24 protein-coding genes are annotated in these 17,283 nt (G+C 49.3%); 8 read left to right on the forward strand and 16 right to left on the reverse strand.

Going from position 1 to position 17,283, the window contains the following annotated elements:
* Positions 1–9: 9 nt before the first annotated feature.
* Positions 10–351: a type II toxin-antitoxin system PemK/MazF family toxin gene (locus ACEPST_RS12795; protein WP_204120722.1), complete on the reverse strand. Its 342-nt coding sequence runs from the start codon at positions 349–351 to the stop codon at positions 10–12.
* On the reverse strand, positions 345–608 hold the full coding sequence (locus ACEPST_RS12800; RefSeq protein WP_204120723.1) for an AbrB/MazE/SpoVT family DNA-binding domain-containing protein: 264 nt from the start codon (positions 606–608) through the stop codon (positions 345–347). The genes ACEPST_RS12795 and ACEPST_RS12800 overlap by 7 nt, the downstream gene beginning before the upstream one ends.
* Positions 609–775: 167 nt before the next feature.
* Here ACEPST_RS12800 and ACEPST_RS12805 point away from each other — a divergent pair, with 167 nt between their 5' ends.
* The 4 genes from ACEPST_RS12805 (at position 776) to ACEPST_RS12820 (ending at position 3,177) form a co-directional block, all read left to right on the forward strand.
* Positions 776–1,594 (forward strand): helix-turn-helix transcriptional regulator, encoded by an 819-nt coding sequence (locus ACEPST_RS12805; protein WP_204120724.1) that lies wholly within the window; start codon positions 776–778, stop codon positions 1,592–1,594.
* Between the two features lie 77 nt (positions 1,595–1,671).
* Positions 1,672–2,103: an SRPBCC family protein gene (locus ACEPST_RS12810; protein ID WP_203645798.1), complete on the forward strand. Its 432-nt coding sequence runs from the start codon at positions 1,672–1,674 to the stop codon at positions 2,101–2,103.
* Positions 2,103–3,059, forward strand: a complete 957-nt coding sequence (locus ACEPST_RS12815) for a quinone oxidoreductase family protein (protein WP_204120725.1) — start codon at positions 2,103–2,105, stop codon at positions 3,057–3,059. Before ACEPST_RS12810 ends, ACEPST_RS12815 begins: the two co-directional genes overlap by 1 nt.
* A complete protein-coding gene (locus ACEPST_RS12820; RefSeq protein WP_204120726.1) occupies positions 3,037–3,177 on the forward strand; it encodes a hypothetical protein in 141 nt (46 codons plus the stop codon). The genes ACEPST_RS12815 and ACEPST_RS12820 overlap by 23 nt, the downstream gene beginning before the upstream one ends.
* Before the next feature lie 81 nt (positions 3,178–3,258).
* On the opposite strand, the gene ACEPST_RS12825 is transcribed toward ACEPST_RS12820, so the two are convergent.
* The 7 genes from ACEPST_RS12825 to ACEPST_RS12855 all read right to left on the reverse strand — a co-directional run bounded on the left by ACEPST_RS12825 (position 3,259) and on the right by ACEPST_RS12855 (position 7,496).
* Positions 3,259–3,756, reverse strand: coding sequence for a cysteine hydrolase family protein (locus ACEPST_RS12825; RefSeq protein WP_204120727.1), 498 nt, complete (start codon positions 3,754–3,756; stop codon positions 3,259–3,261).
* 155 nt (positions 3,757–3,911) lie between these two features.
* The gene (locus ACEPST_RS12830; protein WP_204120728.1) at positions 3,912–4,562 is read right to left on the reverse strand and encodes an endonuclease III domain-containing protein; all 651 of its coding nucleotides are present in this window, start codon (positions 4,560–4,562) and stop codon (positions 3,912–3,914) included.
* Between the two features lie 183 nt (positions 4,563–4,745).
* A complete protein-coding gene (locus ACEPST_RS12835; RefSeq protein ID WP_204120729.1) occupies positions 4,746–5,105 on the reverse strand; it encodes a hypothetical protein in 360 nt (119 codons plus the stop codon).
* A 132-nt stretch (positions 5,106–5,237) separates the two neighbouring features.
* Entirely contained in the window at positions 5,238–5,420 is a 183-nt protein-coding gene (locus ACEPST_RS12840; protein WP_203638253.1) for a hypothetical protein, read from the reverse strand.
* On the reverse strand, positions 5,420–5,800 hold the full coding sequence (locus tag ACEPST_RS12845) for a hypothetical protein (RefSeq protein WP_204120730.1): 381 nt from the start codon (positions 5,798–5,800) through the stop codon (positions 5,420–5,422). Before ACEPST_RS12845 ends, ACEPST_RS12840 begins: the two co-directional genes overlap by 1 nt.
* Positions 5,801–5,815: 15 nt before the next feature.
* Positions 5,816–6,580, reverse strand: coding sequence for a hypothetical protein (locus ACEPST_RS12850; RefSeq protein ID WP_204120731.1), 765 nt, complete (start codon positions 6,578–6,580; stop codon positions 5,816–5,818).
* Entirely contained in the window at positions 6,564–7,496 is a 933-nt protein-coding gene (locus tag ACEPST_RS12855) for an ABC transporter ATP-binding protein (protein WP_204120882.1), read from the reverse strand. The genes ACEPST_RS12850 and ACEPST_RS12855 overlap by 17 nt, the downstream gene beginning before the upstream one ends.
* 151 nt (positions 7,497–7,647) lie before the next feature.
* Between ACEPST_RS12855 and ACEPST_RS12860 the strand changes: the two genes are divergently transcribed.
* Both ACEPST_RS12860 and ACEPST_RS12865 read left to right on the forward strand, forming a co-directional pair.
* The gene (locus ACEPST_RS12860; protein ID WP_204120732.1) at positions 7,648–8,322 is read left to right on the forward strand and encodes a response regulator transcription factor; all 675 of its coding nucleotides are present in this window, start codon (positions 7,648–7,650) and stop codon (positions 8,320–8,322) included.
* Positions 8,323–8,335: 13 nt separating this feature from the next.
* Positions 8,336–9,238, forward strand: a complete 903-nt coding sequence (locus tag ACEPST_RS12865) for a sensor histidine kinase (RefSeq protein WP_204120733.1) — start codon at positions 8,336–8,338, stop codon at positions 9,236–9,238.
* A gap of 58 nt (positions 9,239–9,296) precedes the next feature.
* On the opposite strand, the gene ACEPST_RS12870 is transcribed toward ACEPST_RS12865, so the two are convergent.
* From ACEPST_RS12870 to ACEPST_RS12900, 7 genes are all read right to left on the reverse strand, one after another.
* Positions 9,297–10,820 (reverse strand): endonuclease MutS2, encoded by a 1,524-nt coding sequence (locus ACEPST_RS12870; RefSeq protein ID WP_204120734.1) that lies wholly within the window; start codon positions 10,818–10,820, stop codon positions 9,297–9,299.
* A gap of 381 nt (positions 10,821–11,201) precedes the next feature.
* A complete protein-coding gene (locus ACEPST_RS12875; protein WP_204120735.1) occupies positions 11,202–11,819 on the reverse strand; it encodes a hypothetical protein in 618 nt (205 codons plus the stop codon).
* Entirely contained in the window at positions 11,816–12,625 is an 810-nt protein-coding gene (locus ACEPST_RS12880) for an ImmA/IrrE family metallo-endopeptidase (protein WP_204120736.1), read from the reverse strand. The genes ACEPST_RS12875 and ACEPST_RS12880 overlap by 4 nt, the downstream gene beginning before the upstream one ends.
* Positions 12,615–12,956 carry a helix-turn-helix domain-containing protein gene (locus ACEPST_RS12885; protein ID WP_204120737.1) on the reverse strand — a complete coding sequence of 114 codons (342 nt, stop codon included), beginning with the start codon at positions 12,954–12,956 and terminating at the stop codon, positions 12,615–12,617. Before ACEPST_RS12885 ends, ACEPST_RS12880 begins: the two co-directional genes overlap by 11 nt.
* A 254-nt stretch (positions 12,957–13,210) precedes the next feature.
* A complete protein-coding gene (locus ACEPST_RS12890; protein ID WP_204120738.1) occupies positions 13,211–13,726 on the reverse strand; it encodes a hypothetical protein in 516 nt (171 codons plus the stop codon).
* Complete coding sequence (locus tag ACEPST_RS12895) at positions 13,723–14,079, reverse strand: hypothetical protein (RefSeq protein ID WP_204120739.1); 357 nt, start codon at positions 14,077–14,079, stop codon at positions 13,723–13,725. The genes ACEPST_RS12890 and ACEPST_RS12895 overlap by 4 nt, the downstream gene beginning before the upstream one ends.
* 85 nt (positions 14,080–14,164) lie before the next feature.
* A complete protein-coding gene (locus ACEPST_RS12900; protein ID WP_395390980.1) occupies positions 14,165–14,722 on the reverse strand; it encodes a TetR/AcrR family transcriptional regulator in 558 nt (185 codons plus the stop codon).
* Between the two features lie 258 nt (positions 14,723–14,980).
* Between ACEPST_RS12900 and ACEPST_RS12905 the strand changes: the two genes are divergently transcribed.
* Positions 14,981–16,375 carry a YhgE/Pip family protein gene (locus tag ACEPST_RS12905; protein ID WP_395390982.1) on the forward strand — a complete coding sequence of 465 codons (1,395 nt, stop codon included), beginning with the start codon at positions 14,981–14,983 and terminating at the stop codon, positions 16,373–16,375.
* A gap of 356 nt (positions 16,376–16,731) precedes the next feature.
* Positions 16,732–17,244, forward strand: coding sequence for a VanZ family protein (locus tag ACEPST_RS12910; protein WP_204120742.1), 513 nt, complete (start codon positions 16,732–16,734; stop codon positions 17,242–17,244).
* Positions 17,245–17,283: the final 39 nt, after the last annotated feature.

Raw genomic sequence — 17,283 nt, forward strand, 5'->3', positions numbered from 1 at the left:
CCATAGGACTCACTCATCAATACTAAACAAAAGCTTGTATCGATTAATAATGTCAGTTAATTCACTTTTGGATACCCAATCAACAATAGAATCCTCCGTAACCCCTCGAGCAAGTAAATCAAGCGCAATTGTTTGATCCAATAATACTTTTCCATACACTTGTCGACTACTGCTTAACTGATAATACATCGGGAAATTACGTTTTGTGCTACTGATGGGGGCAACAATAGTCATATGACTCGTCTGAATGACTAGGTCGTTGCTTAATGCTATCGCAGGTCGTCGATTCATCTGTTCATGACCACGACTGGGATTAAAATCTATGAAAAATATATCACCTTGGCTTACCATGGTAATTCATGACCTTCCGCTTTTCCCCAGTCTAATTCCTGATCACGCTTACCATCATCTTTCCAATTTGCAAACAACTCATGAATATTGGATGGCTGTTTCTTAACTGGTGTTAGAACAATTGAATCATCTTGAACCCTGACAGTCAGCTCCTGATCATCATCTAAATCTAATTGTTTGATAATCTTACTGGGAATTCTAGCAGCTTTTGAGTTTCCCCATTTGGCCAAATGAATTTGCTCTTCAGTAGTTGCCATGTTAATCTCCTCCAATCACTGGTTTTAGGAAGTATATACCATGTAGATACATTAATCAACGCATTTGCTCCACACACAACACAATTTCAATTTTTTGGCTTGCCACTAGCATTTTTCATCAAAACCAGGTAAATTAGACCTAATTACTCATCCAGGGGGGAAACGTCATGTCACTCGGAACCACGCTCAAGCAAGTTCGCCAGCACCAGCACCGCTCACAAAAGGCCGTTGCGACCGGCATCTGTGCCCAGTCTATGTTGTCAGCCATCGAAAATGACCGGTACACGCCCAATGCTAAACTCTTGCTGGCGCTTTGCCACCGTCTAGATATTTCACTCGATGAAATCAGCCTGGCGACCGACTTTGCCATTAGCGGGGATGATCAGCTGAACGCTCACATGCAACGGCTCTGTAATCAGCACCGCTACCAGGAACTGGCCGACTTTTTAACGGATCCCAGTACCCAAGATGCCGTGGCCACCGCCCAACAGACACAGGCCTATTACTACTATCTGGGCGTGGCGCAACTGCACGTCGACCCGACACTCACTGCGGCTGAGAAGGATCTGCGGTTCGCCACGACCATGACCGAGGAACGGACGCCCACCACCTTGACGCGACTGGCCTTGGCCTCGCTCGCCACCGTGCACGCCAAACAACAGCTACCCGAGAGTGCAGCGCAGTTAATCACGCAGGCGCTCGCCAACCTCGACCAAAGCCCCTACGAAGAAAATAACAATATCCTCTTCTACCTGGCCGCCCTGACTGCCTATTTTTTGCAGGATACCACGGTCGCTACAGAACGCCTCCTAACCGGAATCACCTACATCACCGACCATGACTCGCATTACATGCTGGCCAACAGTTACCGTCTGTTGGCAGAACTGGCCGAGCAGGCTGGTCATGCCAACGATGCCGAAGCCGCTCGGCAGAAACAACAATTTTTATCGGACCTATTTCACGAGAAGGTGCCCGAAAAATTTTAGACTATCAGTATTCTGATTTTTAACAATCAGTCAAAACGCTTAAAGTAAGGCCATCCAATCAAGGGAGGCCTTTTTCAATGTCAGAAAACTTATTCCAAAACGTCATCAGCACTCATGCTCGCCCCGACCGTTTGCACGAGATTCTCGTCCACCCGGAAAACTTGCCGCTGTGGGACGAAGAGCTCATCCAAGTCGTCCCAACGATCACGGCTAAATTTCAGCTTACCCGTCAACCGCCCGCTCTCAATGAACATGAAGACCTATCCGTCACGGCAACTGCCGACCAAATTATCTACCACAGTCAGGGCGGCCGCTTGGCCTATGACCTCGTCTTCAGCCTAGCCACAGAAGCGACGCACACCATCCTCACCGAAGAACTCCGCGTCACCAGCACAGGTGGCCTGCCGCTACCCCTACGCTTATTGGCACCCATCGCTCAACAGGCCTTTGCCCAGAAACTCCACCACCTAATCGCCCTCGCCGAATCCTCTCGGGAGGTGCTCAGCTAATGCAAGCTATCGTGCAAGATTCCTACAACGGCATCGACGCGTTGACCCTCGCGACGAGGCCCACGCCAAAATTACTGAATCCACTCGCCGTCAGAGTCGAGACCCACTACACCCCGGTCATGCCCTACGACGTACTCACCGAGACCGGTCAACTGAAGCAACGTCGCCCGGTCAAACTGCCCATTGTGGTGGGCTACGGCTTCGGCGGGATTGTCCGCGAGGTTGGTCAGCTGCGGCACCCACGCTTACACAACCAACCCGTAATTGGCATTCAACTGACTGGCAGCCATCAGGAACAACTACTCTCGGCCTTACCGCCACTCCTGTTTCCAGTTCCGCAAAGTGTATCCTTGGCCGATGCCACAACTGTGATTGGTGGCGCCGATGCCGCTTACTTTGCCTTGAAAAAGGCCCAATTGACCGCGGGTGAAACGGTACTCATCACCGGCGCCACCGGGAGTGTCGGTACCTACCTGGTCCAGTTGGCCCGGTTGGCGGGCTGTCACGTCATTGCCGTGGGACATTCCAGCCGCCACGCCTTATTAACTGATTTAGGCGCCGAACACGTCCTGGAATACGACCGACCACTAGAAGAACAACTGACAACGACTAATGTCGACCAACTCATTGATTTAGCTGGCAATACATCACTACTAGATCATTTAAGCGCTGAACTGGGACCGGTAAATATCTTGTCCCTAGCGTTACCGGATTATCAGCCAGCTTTCCCGGAACAAGCATTCACCTTTGCTAGTGGGGCCATTACCCCTGGTAACTATCGGTGGTTGCTCGACCAGCTAGCGACGGGAACCCTCACGGCGGTGATTCAAAAACGGCTGCCGTTTACCGCCGTCAAGACCGCTCAGCACCACCTGATGACAGAACACTCGGCTGGTCGCATTCTCTTAACCTATCAACAGGAGGCTGATAACTATGTTCCTGAACTTAACGATTGATTGGGCCCACCTATTGCCGCAACTCTTAACACTCTGGCTGATTGGCTGGGGCATTCGGGCGCTCCTGATTGGCTGCATTCTCGGTGGCCTGCTTTGGCTATTTAAACGGTCCCGCTAACTAAAAATTTCCGCATAAAAAGGCGCCTCGACTGATTAAAAACAGCTCAAGGCGCCTTTGAAATGACATTAAATTATCTGATTACGCTTCTCGCATCGTGACGAAGCGCTTATCCCAAATGCCCTCAAAGAAGGCAATGGTTTGTTCAGCCGTCATGAATTGGTTGTCCACGGTCGTTGTTAACCCCCGCGTCATTTCCAAGTCATACCCGATACCGTGAGCCACCTTAACCGTGGTGTCGACACAGTATTCCGTTTGGGCCCCACAAATTTCCAATGACTCCGCGGCAAATCCGGTCAGGACGCGCCGTAAATTGGTGTGGTAAAAGGCATTGGCGTGCGTTTTGCTGACAACGGGATCCGTGTCCCGGTAAACCAACTCGGGAATGAATTCCCAATCGTGCGTGCCCTTGACCAGGTCTGCGTCCGTGTGTTGGACGAAAACGATGGGCTTTTTCGCTTGCCGGTACGCCGCAATTCGTGCGTTAACACCAGCGATAACTTGGGGCAAGTTCACAGCGGTTTCGTCGCCGTAACAAACACCATTTTGAAGATCTATGACTAATAAGACATCTGCCATGTTGATGGCCTCCTTCAGGGATCTTTTGCTCACTGTCTATCATAGCGTATTCGACCCCGCAAGTCTCTAAAAATTTATGCAGGTACCATAAATATTATTCATAGCAATTAAGCTAGCAAATTGCCAACAATCTAGACCATCAATCCTAAGATACTCTAGACTTCAGCCTCATTTTCCTCATTCAACTTATCACAATCAATAATCAACTGACAAACTTCCTTGTCTGGCGTCAGCTTCATCGAGTATTTCCGGCCAAACTCGATCATGGTGTGGTGGGCGCGATGTAACTCTTCTGGTTGGAGCACGCTCACGATTTTATTTTCGACCTGTAAGGGGGATGCCGATTGGTCCACAAAATGCAGCCGCTTGGAGATGGCCGAAACGTGGGTATCCACCGCAAAGGTTGGCTGAGCAAAGACATCGCTCAAGACCACGTTGGCCGTCTTCCGCCCCGCCCCTGGCAAGGCCATGATCCCCTTCCGGTCGGTTGGCACCACGTCGTTGAGCTCCTCGTGTACGATGCGTGCCGTCTTGATGATGTTGCGTGCCTTGTTGTGAAAGAGCCCGACACTCTTGATAATCAGTTCAACGTCGGTCACGTTGGCTGCCATTAAATCTTTGGGTTCGGGATACTTGGCAAATAGCGTGGGGGTAACCTTATTCACCGACACATCGGTCGCCTGCGCACTCAGAATCACTGAGACTAAATATTGAAAGGGTGTCCGCGAATCCAAGGATGGCCCAACCGGTCCCATTTCCTCTTCCATTTGGTGAATGGCCCACACAATCTGTTTGTCCGTTAACATACGACTCCCTCGATTTCTTCAACGTATTTGGTGTTTACTTGCTAACTTAAGTTTACCGCAAAATAGGAGCTAGACCGACTAATTCGATGAGAATCTAGCGGTGAGCCAATGCGCGTAAAAAAATTGGCCTCAGAAATCGTTAAATTTCTAAGGCCAATTTTTGTTTTTCAATGTAACCCTGTACTAACCAATTTCGACCTGCAAAAATTTGATCTTATCATCTTGATCAAACTCATAGTTATCAAATCCGTGATAGGCAAACAGCTCGCCACTACGCTTACGGCCCGCGACAACCCATTCAGCCTTGTAAGCGCCATTATCCATCACAACATGACACAGATGGTGTAGCTCTTGATTGTCTTGAAAGAAATGCGTAAAGAAACTCGCGATTGTTACTGGCGTGTTGGCGACAAAACTATTGGCACCTTTAACAACGGCTTTAGCTGAAAAGAGCCCAATTATTTCATGCAGAGCATGCTCATCAGCCGATGCTAAATCTGAAAGCTCAAAATACTTACGGATGATGACTGCTTTCTTGTCCATAGTGGTTCCCTCCTCAATCAATTGTTTAGTCTAAGCGATACCATTGAGAAACAAAACAATCTAATCCCCAGAAATCACAAATAGTTCAGTCAACGACCTATGCCATTGACTGAACTATCGTTTCGAGCTTATCTATTTACCGACACCCGTTAAAAAACAATCGGCAAGATCACCTTCCAACCCAGGACACCAACTAACAGAAAGACTATCAGAACAACCCAAAATAAGTGGAAAAATAATCTGAACATCAGTAATCCCATTCGCAACAAAAATAAAGGTAACTCTAGCAAAAATAGCATTTTCTTTGCCTCCCATCAATCGATTCTGATCAATCGAATGTCCTGCTGCCCCCGATGCCCCTTTTCCGGAACCAGTTTATAATCAATCGTATCCATTTTCATGGCGTACCGGCCCCTAAGACGGCCACTTCTGATGCTTAACACCTGATTATAATCATCAACTGAGTAACGATAGTGATGACTAGAATGGGCGTGGGTGATTTCCATCATTGACTTAGAAAACTTAGCAATTCCGACAGAACCCTGTTTCGTGTTTACATGCCAACTGAATCGTTGCAAAATTTGCTGAGTCGTTAAATGATGTGGCATTCGGGCTATCTTGACGGCTTCAACACCTAAGAACACAACAATTAGGACGGCGATTAACCCTTTCACCTTAACCTTATACTTACTCATCTACCGATATCTCCCCTATAATTCTTTATGCTGTAACATCATCGCCGAAGCCCCACCTGCGGCAATAATAATGGCCAAACACACGACTACGTATGGAACCAGACTAGTGATCTTCAACGTTCCCAAAGCTAGCTTCTGAACAACATCGGTAAAATCAATGTACGTCAGCCACCGCCAACCCAACACGTCCGAACAGGTTGCAATTAAGACCGGCCACAGCGTAATAAATAGCGCGGCGGTCACGATTGAATCGGTCAAAATCAAGACGATGACGCCCATACTGAGAATTGCGTCGGTAAAAAGCAAAATCATCAGTAACATCATGCCCAGCGTCTGTACCAGAGTGAGCAGTGGTGCTCCCGCCGACCAACCGGTTAATCCGCCAACTAGAATAACAACCCCGTAGTAACTAAGTGTCAGGACAAGTACATCGACCAGCAGAGTAATCAGCTTGCTAATCATAAAAGCCAGTCGTGAAATCCCCGAGACTAAGGTGTTTTTATAAACCCTCTTAGAAAATTCCTGACCCATCACCAGCACAAACAAGGCAATCGCTAAGTACAGTAGAATCGTTGCCGATAACGTCGCACTCCTCAGGCCGGTCAACGCCGACCAATTGGCTGCCCCCAGGCGACGCATGGTGGTCGAGCTGACCATGATACCGTAGAAACTGCCATTAAGCGTAATCATGCCACCTAAGAGGATGGCGGCAGCGAGCGTGAAATAACTCCCCCGACTATGAATTTGACGATAAGCATCCGCCTTAATCTGATTCAACATCCACCTGGTCCTCCTCAGCAATCAATTTGGTATAGTACTGTTCCAACGAGCTTTCACGCTGAACGACCGCCGAAACGGCAACCCCATTTTCGACCAGTGCCCGGTTAATCGCTGCGGCCGACAGTGTAGTCCGCTGAACGATGAGATGATGATCATCGAGAATCGCAAATTTGCCGATGGCCGCCTGGTCTAAGACCTGACCTGCGAGTGTTACCCGGTCTACCGTCATCTCCAGACCAGACTGATTGAACACGTCTAACTCCGTCTTGGTCAGCTCCTTGATCAATCGGCCGTGATGAATAATCCCAAATCGGTTAGCGACCTGATACAGTTCCGACAAAATATGACTCGCCATCAGAATGGTTGTGTGGCGCTCTTCATTCAGCCGCTTGATTAATTGACGGAATTCGATAATCCCGCTTGGATCAAGACCATTGATGGGCTCGTCCAGAATCAAAAAATCCGGGCGGGGTAGGATGGCTAGGGCAAGGCCCAGTCGTTGTCGTTGCCCCAGCGATAATTGGCTGGCCTTGGTTGCCTGTTTAGCCGTAAGGTCCACAAACGCTAGTGCTTCCGGAATCAATTGTGGTTCGGCAAGGCCGTGTTGAATCGCACACAGCTTCAAATTTTGTTTAACGGTCAGATTGGGAAAGGCAACGGGATTCTCAATGATGGCCCCCGTTCGCCGTAGCGCATGGCGATAGTGACCCACTGATTCGCCCAACAAGGTAATTTTTCCTGCAGTTAAATGGGATAACCCCGTAATCAACCGCATCAACGTGGTCTTCCCCGCCCCATTTTCACCAATTAAACCGTAAATATCCCCCGCCTTGACGGTCATGCTAATGTCAGTCAGCGCCTGAAATTCCCCGAATTGCTTACTGACATGCTTGACGACTAAAACATTCTCACTAATAATGAATTCCCCCCTCAGCGTTCTCAACACTGATTAATGTACGGTAGCTTTCTAAAGCTCCGGTATAAATAAACCTTAATTTAATCTAAATTGTGACGATGAACCGATTCGACTATAATTGAAACGTACCTTAAGGAGACTTATAAAAACGATGCAAAAAATTCTAATCGTGGAAGACCATACCGATATTCAGGACCTCCTGCACGATGTCCTCAGCCCCACCTACCAAATTTTAACTGCCTTAGATGGCATCAGTGCCTTACAGATTTTTAATGATCAGCAACCTGACTTAATCATTCTAGACCTGATGTTGCCGAACATTACTGGTGAAAGCGTCCTGAAGACGATTCGTAAAACCTCTAGTGTGCCCATTCTGGTCCTGACCGCCATTCAGTCGAAGACCAAAACGGTGGCCTTACTTCAAGCAGGGGCCAACGATTACCTGACCAAACCGTTCGACATCGATGAACTGTTGGCCCGTATTCAAGTTCAACTACGCGCGTTGCCCTCGGCGATTCAGCCAGCGCCTGACGTCCTAAAGTTTAACGAAATTTGCTTGGATAGCAATACCCATCATATCACGGTTGCTAACCAGCCCTTAGTCTTACCTAAAAAGGAATTCAACCTGCTGAAATTGCTCCTCAAGGAACCCCACCAGGTCTTTGAAAAGGCTCAGCTGTACGAAGCGGTCTGGGGTGAACCCTATCAAAATGCCGAGAACACCCTCAACGTTCATCTTAGTAATCTTCGGATCAAACTAAATGAGTTGGCTGAACAGCCACACTATATCGTCTCCGTCTGGGGAATCGGCGTCCGACTGGCTTGATAAGGAGGGACTCATGTTAACTTTTATCATCGGCGTCTTAGTCTTGGTGGTCCTGGTTCTTGTGATTATCCTGAGTCAACTGCTCAGCGCACTACATCGCATCACAACGGATCTCACCTATATCAATACCCACACCACCAACGCCGGCATCACAAGTAATTTTCATTTTGGCGGCATCCAACGACTGGCCTTGGCCCTGAATCACATGCTTAGCCAAACCCAGAACCTCCAGCAAACGGAATACCAGCGTGAACATCACCTGGAGCGAATGCTGCTTAACCTCACGCACGACATCAAAACACCGCTGACCGTGGCTACTGGCTACGTCCAGTTGATTCAGCAAAAACCAACGGCCGCCACCCCAATCAACCTGCAACGCGTGCTAGACAACCTGGCGTCCGTCAACTACTACTTACGCTACTTGATGGATTTTAATTTAGTGCGTACCAAAGCGAATCATTTAAATCTGGAATCGGTGAACGTGTCCCATTTTCTGGAGCAGGAACTGTTTGGCTTCTTTGATGATTTGACTGCAAAACAGATTACTGTGACTCCCCAGATTACACCTAATATCACACTCACGACCGACCAGCTTTTACTCCAAAGAATCGTTCAAAATCTGGTCGGTAACTGGCTCAAATACGCACAGAACTCAGCCACTGTCAGCCTGAAACCGCTGGATGATCAGCATATCTGTCTCGAATTTCAAAATGAAACCGCGGTAACTTCAGTGGAAAATTCCATGACGACTGAGCAGTTCTACACCACCGATGATCACTCCACAGAAAGTCTCGGGTTGGGATTGAACATTGTGCAATCCCTGGTGACTGCCTTGGGCGGGAAACTAGCCATCAAGACCGGCAACCAGCAGTTCACGGTGCGCTTAACTTTCAGGACAACCCGCCCACTAGACTAATTTCCACAGTAAAAGACGGCAACCAGCTCATAGCGGTTACCGCCTTTTTTCGTGATTTTTACTGAGCTTCCTTCGCTGCGAGTCGCTGCCGGGTGTCGGCTAAGATAGCCGGAGACAAGCCCAACCGCTCAGCTAACCACACGGCCTCACTCGCCCCCACCTGGTTAAGTAACAGGTGATACGTGGGCTCCAGCGTTTTCGGATCAAAGGCCATGGTGGCCGTCATAAACGTCGGACAGTCGACCGCGTATTCCTTGATGGCACTGAAGTGGGTCGTCGCAATGATGGTTGCCTTTTTCTGGCGAAGATACTCAATGATAGCAATGCTCAGGGCAGACCCCTCTTCTGGATCGGTCCCGCTCCCAATTTCATCAAGCAAGACCAACGCATTATCCTGAATGTGATCGGTCATGTCGACCAGCGTCGTCATCTCAGCCGCAAAGGTACTGAGCTGCGCCGTGATGCTTTGGTTATCGCCAATGTCGACCCAGAACTGGCTGAAGACGGGCATCTGCGTCCCGGCATCAACTGGCAATTCCAAGCCAAACTGAATCATCAAGGCAAATAGCGCAATTGTCTTCAAAACGACCGTCTTGCCCCCGGAGTTGGCACCAGTGATCATCAGACCCTGTTGCGGCGTCAATTCGATATCGAGGGGCACCGCGTGCTTTAACAAAGGATGACGGCCAGCGACAATCTTAACGTGCTGGTCCGTATTCAGCGTGGGCAGCTGACTGCCGGTTTCCAAACCGTACTGGCCGCGCGCCATAATCTGGTCGAATCGACTGAGGAGGGTTTGGTTCTCGGTCAGGGCGTCCCAATTATCTAAGACGTCTCCCGTTAAGGTCACTAGTAATTGGTAAACTTCAGCGCTCTCGTCCGCAATCACCCCAGCGAGAACGGCGCCCTTCTTCGCCACCGTTGCCGGTTCAAAGAAGACCGTTGACCCAGTCGATGACTGATCAATGATTTGGCCCTTAAACTTGTTTTTCTCGCCAGCCTTCAGCTGGACACAGACCCGGTCGTTGCGGGTAATCAGGCGTTTGCTTTGGACGGAATGGGGATGCTTCTGGACAAACTGCGTCAGCGCTGTCTGCACCTGTTGCCGTTGCTTAACGATTTTTTGGCGAATCTCAGCCAACTCCGGCGTGGCATCATCCGCCACCTGGCCGTGCACGATGACGTGTTCCAAGCGTTGTTGGAGCCCGGTGAGCTGCGTCGATGATGCCAATAGTTCCGTTAGCTGGGTGGCCTGTTGCTGGTTAGCCTGCAGGGTCGTTTTCAAGCGACGTAGGTTAATCAAAAAGTGATTGACGAGGTCCAATTGTGGGGCGTTTAACATCAGCCCTTGATCCAGCTTCGTCTGTAGTGCGTCCATCTGGTCCAAGTCGAAGTAAGTAAAGACCACGTTGTTGGCCAATAGCTGGTGGGCTTCCGCCGTCAGCGCTAGTTCTTTGCGAACGCTAGCGATGGCCGTCTGATTGGTCGCGGTTTGAATGGCCGTAGCCGCCCGGGTACTGTGAGTAAACGAGGCCACCTTTGCCAAGATTTGATCTAATTGGGTAATTTCTTTTAAATTCATTTTCTCTCCTTGCAGCGAACAGCCTGGAGAAACGCTTCATCGGTTCATTGAATTGTTGTCGTGCTGCTTGCTAATCTGTGTACGCGTTCTTGCCGGACATGTCACAGCAACCTGCCACACTCATTAACGTCACTCCTCATTTTTCCGTAGACTCTAACCGTAACATACGGGGTGATTTTGAGCAAACTCAGGCCGGAAAATAGCCCCCGGTGCAGGCCAGCCATCAGTAACGTGGTCATTTCCGCCGTGAAAATTAAACGAAACAAGGGTGGCCATCCTCTCTGTTCTGAGAAGATGGCCTCCTTTGTTTCGTATCGCGTAGCATAAGTTCCTTATCGCACCGCTTTTCGAAAGACTATATTAACTCTCTTTGGAGCGAATTTACTCTCCAAAGCGATCATCTAACGCCGCCAGCTTGTACGCACGAGTAGTTGTATCTTCAAACAAGGTTTTGTAGAAGTGGCGTACCTTTGATTTCGCAACGCCAGCTTCGGTCACGCAATAAACACAAAAATCTTCAGCCGAATCTTGAGCAATCAAATGTTGCGCCCCATCCGTATCAATGTAAGAATAGTGCTCTTGTCTAACAACCGTTTGAATATCCGCGTCATCGCTACAAATAAGTTGAGCATCCTCGAGTAAACAAACGGCTAACGTGGCAATCTCGCCAATATCAGCGGTATTCTTCGCCCGTTTTCCTTGAGCCGCACGCGTTAAGTTCATCTGGCGAAAAGCATTTTTAATTTCAGCCACATAACTGGCGTAAATAACCTTTTCGTTTGCGGTTAGCTTGCTGGTGTCAAAGATCTGCCAATTACGCTGCCGTCTTTCACGTTCCACAATTGCTCGACCTTGTAATAACTCTGCTAGCACATCCATGTGGATCCAGACGTTGCCGTACAGTAAATCAATCCATTCAAAAACATTTTCCTTGTGGTACTGCATAGCAAAAATCAACATATTTGTGTCGATAAATACACGTGCTTTTCGTCTATTCACGCATCGTCCTCACTGAGTCGGTCAACTTGTTCTTGCCGTCTATTCAAAAGGTCAACCGCCAACTGAGGTTCCGTATGTGCCGCCAAGCTTGCGGCTTCCGTCAAGGTGATTTGCTGTTTCGCCACCAACTGGTTAATGAGTTCGGCCATTCCGGCAAATTTTTTAAAATGGACAGCCTGATCTAATGAACTGGGTGGAAAATTTGAGTGGCGGACGTAATCACGCCAGTCGCTTTCCGACAACTTCACTAAGCTTTTGCTTAAGAGAAGTCCTAGCTCTTTCAACCGTCGAGCAACCGCCACATAGGGCATTGATGAAATATTTGCGATACGCACAATACCGGCCTGAGCAACTTGTTTGTCAGGCGATGGTTGTAACCCCACATATTTTGACCAGGTTGCCAGCATGGCTTCCTTAGGCATCATCACTGCAGCAGCAAAATGATCCGCCGCACGTTCCATATCAAATAAGGGCAATTGTACCTGCGCCATAATTTTTTTGTTTTCAGGACCAAAGAGTTCCGCTTTCAGGGCCAAGTGCCATAGTTCATGAGCCGCACTATAATACCGTGCACGTAGTGGCTGCCAAGTGTTTAAGACAACAAAATTTTGCTGACGAAACGAAATTGCCGCACCAGAATATTCTGAATCGTCAACGTCCTGATAAATTACCTGGGCTCTAGCTGATAGGACACTTTCAATATCGGCACCCATGAAGATATCTAGACCAAAGTTCTCCGTAAGAAACGCATTGGCCGCAATCTCGGCAATGTTTTCAGAAAACACGGTCCTAACATCATCTGCCATTAGCACTATCCTCTAGTTCAACGTATCGTTCGATGTCCCAAAGTAACTGATCAAAGGCTTGCTTCGAACTTTCATTTGACAACGATCCGCGTAACTGATAACTAGGTGCCTGCAAATTCCGTTCTGCCTGGCTCATGGTCAGCTCCTCCAAAGGAACGTTAATGACAGTCGCAATGTTAATCAGTTGTTTCGTCTGTAACTTACGCTTACCACTTAAAATTTGACTCATTAATCCCGGGGTAACAGCAATTTGCTCGGCCAACCACTTCTGCGACCGGTTATTAGCCTTTAACCAATCTTGAACATTATTAATCACGACAGCGTTATTCATTTTATTGTCCTCCGTAGACGTTCTTTAACAGTTAGATTCATTCTATCAGATTTGTAAATATTAACAAGAAAAGAATCTTATTTGTTAATTTATAGTTTTAATCGTAACGTTAAGGCCCTGACAGACAAAGGTGCCTATCCTCTCAAACATTTCTGAGAAGATGGACACCTTTTGTTTGGTATTTAACCACCGGCGTTTCAAATGGCGGTAGTTCCCTATCACGTTAATATTTAGGCTTAAAATCTTTAGCCCTACTAATCCACCCGCTGCCCAATCGCAAACGCGTAGAACTTTTCTGCATTCGGACCATTATCAATAGAAGGCTTTCCCTTAACATTTTCCTCGATGTTTAAGCCAATTTCATAATTTTTAAGCTTTCCCAGTTTAGCAGCCGTATAGCCGTAATCGTTGGCCCAAATCTGTTTAACCTTTTTGACCCGTTTCGTCGTGCTGACGGCGTTGCTCGTTGCCAGATATTCGGTCACTTTAGGGAAATAGGTCACGTGCTGATACTTATTTGGTTTCAGCACGCTCTTCTTAACCATTGGCAGTGCTGGATCCTCGTTACCCAGTTTCTGACCAAATTCATACGCAGCGATATTAGTTAAATCATAGGTTAATTTCATGTTAGGTAACGATTTGGCTATCGCCCGGGTAATGCCCTGAGTTGGCGAAAGCTTGAGGTAGTCTTGGTAGTCCCGATTGTTCGTGAACCACCCCATTGGCACGTAACGGCTCTTCAGCCGGTCCAGCGCCAACCCCTGCGTCACGTACCCCCGCCAAACGTAGCCGGCCGTCGCTTTCGGATGGGCCTTGGTCCCACCCGCAACGAGGAGTAGTAAACGGCTTTCGTCTGACCATGCTTTAAAACGACGGTTGAGGCCCGAGCAAAGGTCGTATTCGGTCTATCCGTCAAGTAACCGTGCCGTTTCGTGTGTTTCTTATTCCACATGGCCACCTTTTTATTGGGTGTCTTGGCCCGACAAGTTGGTCGCTGAGTCGGCCACTTTTCTGAAACCACCGTGTACTTCTGCGAAGCCTGCGCGGTCTGAGCCGAAGCTAGCCCCAGTGTCACGCCGACGGTTAATCCCAGAACAATCCCGACTGCCTGTCGTAATTTCATAGTCTCCACCCCTTTGGCACCATCATATCATGGATTGCTGTTCTTTAAAACGCTTACACAACAATATGGTGATCACCTCGTAGACTCACTCGGTGCCTCCTAACAGCTGTTGTGGCGACAGGCTTTTGGTCTGCTTAAAAATCGTGTAAGCCTGCTCTGGCGATGGCACGGGCTCCTGCCCTAACCAATTACCCACAAAATCAAGAATACCTTGCGCCACCAATTCGCGCGCGATAGCTGGTGAAATGGGCGAGGCCGTGGCTGGACCAATAACGGTCAAAATCAGCGTCTTGACCCGCCCACGCAACTGCGACGCCGGGCTATTTAGCAGGACCACGGCCAACTGCCGCTGACGGTACAGGTAGGTGAACAACTGCCCAAAGGCATCCGTCGTAGTGGGTCCCGTCCCTGGCTTTGGATACCGCTGAAAAATCTCCTGGACCTGCGTCACTAGGTCATTTTCTAAATGGGTTAACAGGTCGTACTTGTCTAAGTAATGGAGGTAAAAGGTTCCCCGGTTGATTTGCGCTGCCTGACTCAACCGCTGAACAGTCAGCCGATCAAACCCAACCGTCGTCACCAACTGGATAAAGGCCCGCTGAATTTTGACCTCCGTGGCCAATCTTTTCGCATCCGTTTCCATGATGCACCTCCCTGAACAGATTGTTTAGTCGGCTCCCATTAAAAAACTTTTGAACGTCACCGTCAATCAACATCACCGGCCACAGTGTCGCTGGTTAAGTCAGCTGATTTGATAAGGTTTCGCAAAGAAACGACAGTCGCCCGCTGGTCTGAGTAACTCAACAATTGGTACCAAGATGTTGATTGTCTGAACATTTTCGTGCTGTTATGCTAGCCCCGTTCAATCAACAAGCTGTTAATTTGAAAGGGGCGGTTGCTCATGCTCAAAGCCGAATGGACCTACCTACGCCAACACAAAATGATGTTGGTCGTCTTGTTAATGATTGCGTTGATTCCCGCAATTTACTGTTACTTTTACCTCTCCTCTATGTGGAACACGTACGGCCACTCAGCTGATATCCCGGTTGCCGTGGTCAATCACGACCAGCCCGTTACCGATCAGGGGCACCGCGTCGCTATTGGTCAACAGCTGACCCGTAACCTGGACAAATCCGCGGCGTTAGACTTTCACCACTTGAGTGCTACCACGGCACAACGTCGACTCAAAGCTGGCAAGCTCTATCTGGTAGTCACGATTCCGGCCAGTTTCTCCCGCAACGCGACAACGCTTCTGACTGACACGCCCCACCAACTTCAGCTACACTATGATCTGAACTCAGGCGCCAACTTCATCGTCTCTAAAATGACGACCGGTGCGGCTAACACCATCACGACGAAAGTTAGCCACAACGTCACGCAGTTGGAGACCCAGGTGCTGTTGCAGGCACTCCATGGTGCCGCTGCCGGAATGACGCGGGCAGCAGCCGGGAGTCGGCTGCTCACTAGCGGCACCCAGCGCCTGCAAGCAGGCAACCGTTCCCTGCAAGTCGCCACACAAACGGTCAAGCAACCCGCCCTGATTGCTGGCTTAACCGCCACGCAACAAGGCCTGACGCAACTTCACACCGGCAGTCAATCGCTAGGAACCAGCTTGGCTGTTGGAGGTCAACGGCTGGCGACCCTGGCAACCCGGCCCGCTAACGCTCGGGTCCTCGCTCAACCCGTAATTGCTCACAGCCATGATGTAGCGAGTGTACCCAACAACGGCACTGGTATGGCGCCATTTGCGATTGCCATTGGGCTCTATGTCGGCGGCATTGCCCTCGGTACCATGTACGACGGCCGCCGAACCTACCGTCGGCCACGTAACGCCCTCACCTGGTGGGCCAGCAAGGCCGTCATCATCGGCACGGTCGCCCTGGGGCAAAGTGGTCTGCTCTACGCGACCCTGCGCCAAGCCAATACCTTGACTGTCCAGTCCCGTCTGATGCTCTTCAGTGCCATTTTCGTCGGGTCGCTGCTCTTTCTATCCCTCATTTTCTGCTTACGACTCCTACTAGGCGGCTTCGGAACCTGGCTGATTTCCATCGTCCTGGTCCTGCAGCTGGCCAGTTCCGGTGGTCTTTACCCGCTCCCCTTAGTGAGTCCGCTGGCCCAAGCCCTCAATCCCTGGTTACCGATGACCTACCTGATTCAGGTGCTACGGGCGGCCATTTCTACCAATCTGGCTTTACCTGGCGCCTGGTGGACGATGTTGCTGATGATCATCGGGTTAAATGGCCTGATCATTGCCCGTTTCCAGTTGGATTTGAAACGAAACGCACTCGCTGACTGAATTGAGAGTGGGACAAAAGGCGGTTAGCCGGCGAGCATTAAGGCTGATAACCGAATAATCCTGGTTTTGGGATTGTTTGGTTATCAGTTTTAAGCGGAACCGGCTGCTTTTTGTCGCACGTTTCGACCATATAAACTAGCATAGAAAAAGGGCCTGGGCGTTTTTGTCGGCCGCGCGCTAACCACAAATCCCCGAAAAACTGTGATGTTTCTTTGACCAAGTCCTTACGATTTTCCTAAAGGACCCAAGAAACCTTAAAACTCCGGTCAAAGTTCCCCGTAACTGAGAATTCTGTTGTAGTCTAGGAACATGTTAACGGACACGACAGACACACAAAAATTCATGGAGGTGGTTCGATGCGTTGGGAACCCTTATTACTCATTATCTTAATGGCTGGACTAAGCGGCCTGCTCATCGTCGCAACCGGTGGTAAACATCGCTGGTTCGCCCTCTTAGTGCTAAGCTACTTAACGGGTTTAGCCGCGATTCTTTTTACCCCGATTTCATTTGATGGTACTGGTATCTACATCATGCCGATTGGCATTGGGCGGGTCAATCTGACCAACCTAGACGTCTTCAACCTCGGTTTCTTGGAAAATATCATCTTAACAATTCCACTGGGTCTCCTGCTGAAATGGGCGCTTCCTAAGTTGTCTATCTTCGGCGTCGGCTTCTGCGGGCTCTTCGTTGGCAGCAGTGTCGAGACCATCCAATACGTACTCTCCCACCACTGGCTGATCAACCGGAGCAGCGATATCAATGACGTCCTAGCCAATGCGCTGGGCATCGTCATTGGTGGCCTGGCCGTCGCCGCCTTTTACCGGCTTACGGCTAATCACCGGCAACGTCCGGAACGAGTTGCGGCTTAACACCCGGTAACCACCTGAGCTCTAAGCTATTCACAAATA

Source organism: Levilactobacillus sp. FUA 3915 (assembly GCF_044053135.1).
Lineage (GTDB): Bacteria > Bacillota > Bacilli > Lactobacillales > Lactobacillaceae > Levilactobacillus > Levilactobacillus lanxiensis.

Bases quoted from the DNA above. Each gene is read 5' to 3' on its own strand.
- ACEPST_RS12905 (WP_395390982.1), top strand. From the start codon at position 14,981: ATGCTCAAAGCCGAATGGACCTACCTACGCCAACACAAAATGATGTTG.
- ACEPST_RS12800 (WP_204120723.1), bottom strand. From the start codon at position 608: ATGGCAACTACTGAAGAGCAAATTCATTTGGCCAAATGGGGAAACTCA.
- ACEPST_RS12805 (WP_204120724.1), top strand. From the start codon at position 776: ATGTCACTCGGAACCACGCTCAAGCAAGTTCGCCAGCACCAGCACCGC.
- ACEPST_RS12825 (WP_204120727.1), bottom strand. From the start codon at position 3,756: ATGGCAGATGTCTTATTAGTCATAGATCTTCAAAATGGTGTTTGTTAC.
- ACEPST_RS12900 (WP_395390980.1), bottom strand. From the start codon at position 14,722: ATGGAAACGGATGCGAAAAGATTGGCCACGGAGGTCAAAATTCAGCGG.
- ACEPST_RS12835 (WP_204120729.1), bottom strand. From the start codon at position 5,105: ATGGACAAGAAAGCAGTCATCATCCGTAAGTATTTTGAGCTTTCAGAT.
- ACEPST_RS12850 (WP_204120731.1), bottom strand. From the start codon at position 6,580: ATGTTGAATCAGATTAAGGCGGATGCTTATCGTCAAATTCATAGTCGG.
- ACEPST_RS12840 (WP_203638253.1), bottom strand. From the start codon at position 5,420: ATGGGAGGCAAAGAAAATGCTATTTTTGCTAGAGTTACCTTTATTTTT.
- ACEPST_RS12895 (WP_204120739.1), bottom strand. From the start codon at position 14,079: ATGAAATTACGACAGGCAGTCGGGATTGTTCTGGGATTAACCGTCGGC.
- ACEPST_RS12830 (WP_204120728.1), bottom strand. From the start codon at position 4,562: ATGTTAACGGACAAACAGATTGTGTGGGCCATTCACCAAATGGAAGAG.
- ACEPST_RS12810 (WP_203645798.1), top strand. From the start codon at position 1,672: ATGTCAGAAAACTTATTCCAAAACGTCATCAGCACTCATGCTCGCCCC.
- ACEPST_RS12795 (WP_204120722.1), bottom strand. From the start codon at position 351: ATGGTAAGCCAAGGTGATATATTTTTCATAGATTTTAATCCCAGTCGT.
- ACEPST_RS12880 (WP_204120736.1), bottom strand. From the start codon at position 12,625: ATGGCAGATGATGTTAGGACCGTGTTTTCTGAAAACATTGCCGAGATT.
- ACEPST_RS12820 (WP_204120726.1), top strand. From the start codon at position 3,037: ATGTTCCTGAACTTAACGATTGATTGGGCCCACCTATTGCCGCAACTC.
- ACEPST_RS12860 (WP_204120732.1), top strand. From the start codon at position 7,648: ATGCAAAAAATTCTAATCGTGGAAGACCATACCGATATTCAGGACCTC.
- ACEPST_RS12870 (WP_204120734.1), bottom strand. From the start codon at position 10,820: ATGAATTTAAAAGAAATTACCCAATTAGATCAAATCTTGGCAAAGGTG.
- ACEPST_RS12885 (WP_204120737.1), bottom strand. From the start codon at position 12,956: ATGAATAACGCTGTCGTGATTAATAATGTTCAAGATTGGTTAAAGGCT.
- ACEPST_RS12865 (WP_204120733.1), top strand. From the start codon at position 8,336: ATGTTAACTTTTATCATCGGCGTCTTAGTCTTGGTGGTCCTGGTTCTT.
- ACEPST_RS12910 (WP_204120742.1), top strand. From the start codon at position 16,732: ATGCGTTGGGAACCCTTATTACTCATTATCTTAATGGCTGGACTAAGC.
- ACEPST_RS12815 (WP_204120725.1), top strand. From the start codon at position 2,103: ATGCAAGCTATCGTGCAAGATTCCTACAACGGCATCGACGCGTTGACC.
- ACEPST_RS12845 (WP_204120730.1), bottom strand. From the start codon at position 5,800: ATGAGTAAGTATAAGGTTAAGGTGAAAGGGTTAATCGCCGTCCTAATT.